Origin of the sequence: Adlercreutzia equolifaciens (assembly GCF_029076695.1) — a bacterium.
GTDB classification, from domain to species: Bacteria; Actinomycetota; Coriobacteriia; order Coriobacteriales; family Eggerthellaceae; genus Adlercreutzia; species Adlercreutzia equolifaciens_A.
This window is the reverse complement of record NZ_JARFIK010000148.1, coordinates 1-350: the sequence shown is the minus strand read 5'-3', so window position 1 is coordinate 350 and position 350 is coordinate 1. Positions and strand designations below refer to the sequence as shown.

1 protein-coding gene is annotated in these 350 nt (G+C 65.7%); it reads left to right on the top strand.

The annotated features are described in order from the left end of the window. The coding region (locus PZH32_RS11850; protein WP_428994039.1) for a peptidase U32 family protein at positions 1-334 on the top strand (334 nt) is incomplete at its 5' end. Between the last annotated feature and the right edge of the window lie 16 nt (positions 335-350).

Below are 350 nucleotides of genomic sequence, written 5' to 3'. Positions count from 1 at the left end.
CATGGAGGGCAGCCATGCTGCCCGCCATGCGGCGGTGCAAGCGGGTGCCGATGCCGTCTATCTTGGGCTGGAGTCGTTCAACGCGCGGCGCAGCGCCGATAACTTCACCATCGAAAGCCTGGGGGAGGCCTGCACCAACGCCCACCAGCGGGGGGTGTCGGTCTATGTGACCATGAACACGGTCATCCTGCCGGGCGAGATGGACGAGGCCCTGGAGTGCGTGCGCCAAGCTTACCGCGCTGGAGCCGACGGGTTCATCGTGCAGGACATCGGTCTTGCAGCGAGCTGTCGCGCACGCTGCCCGAGGCATCGCTGCACCTGTCCACCCAGATGAACACGCACAACTTGGC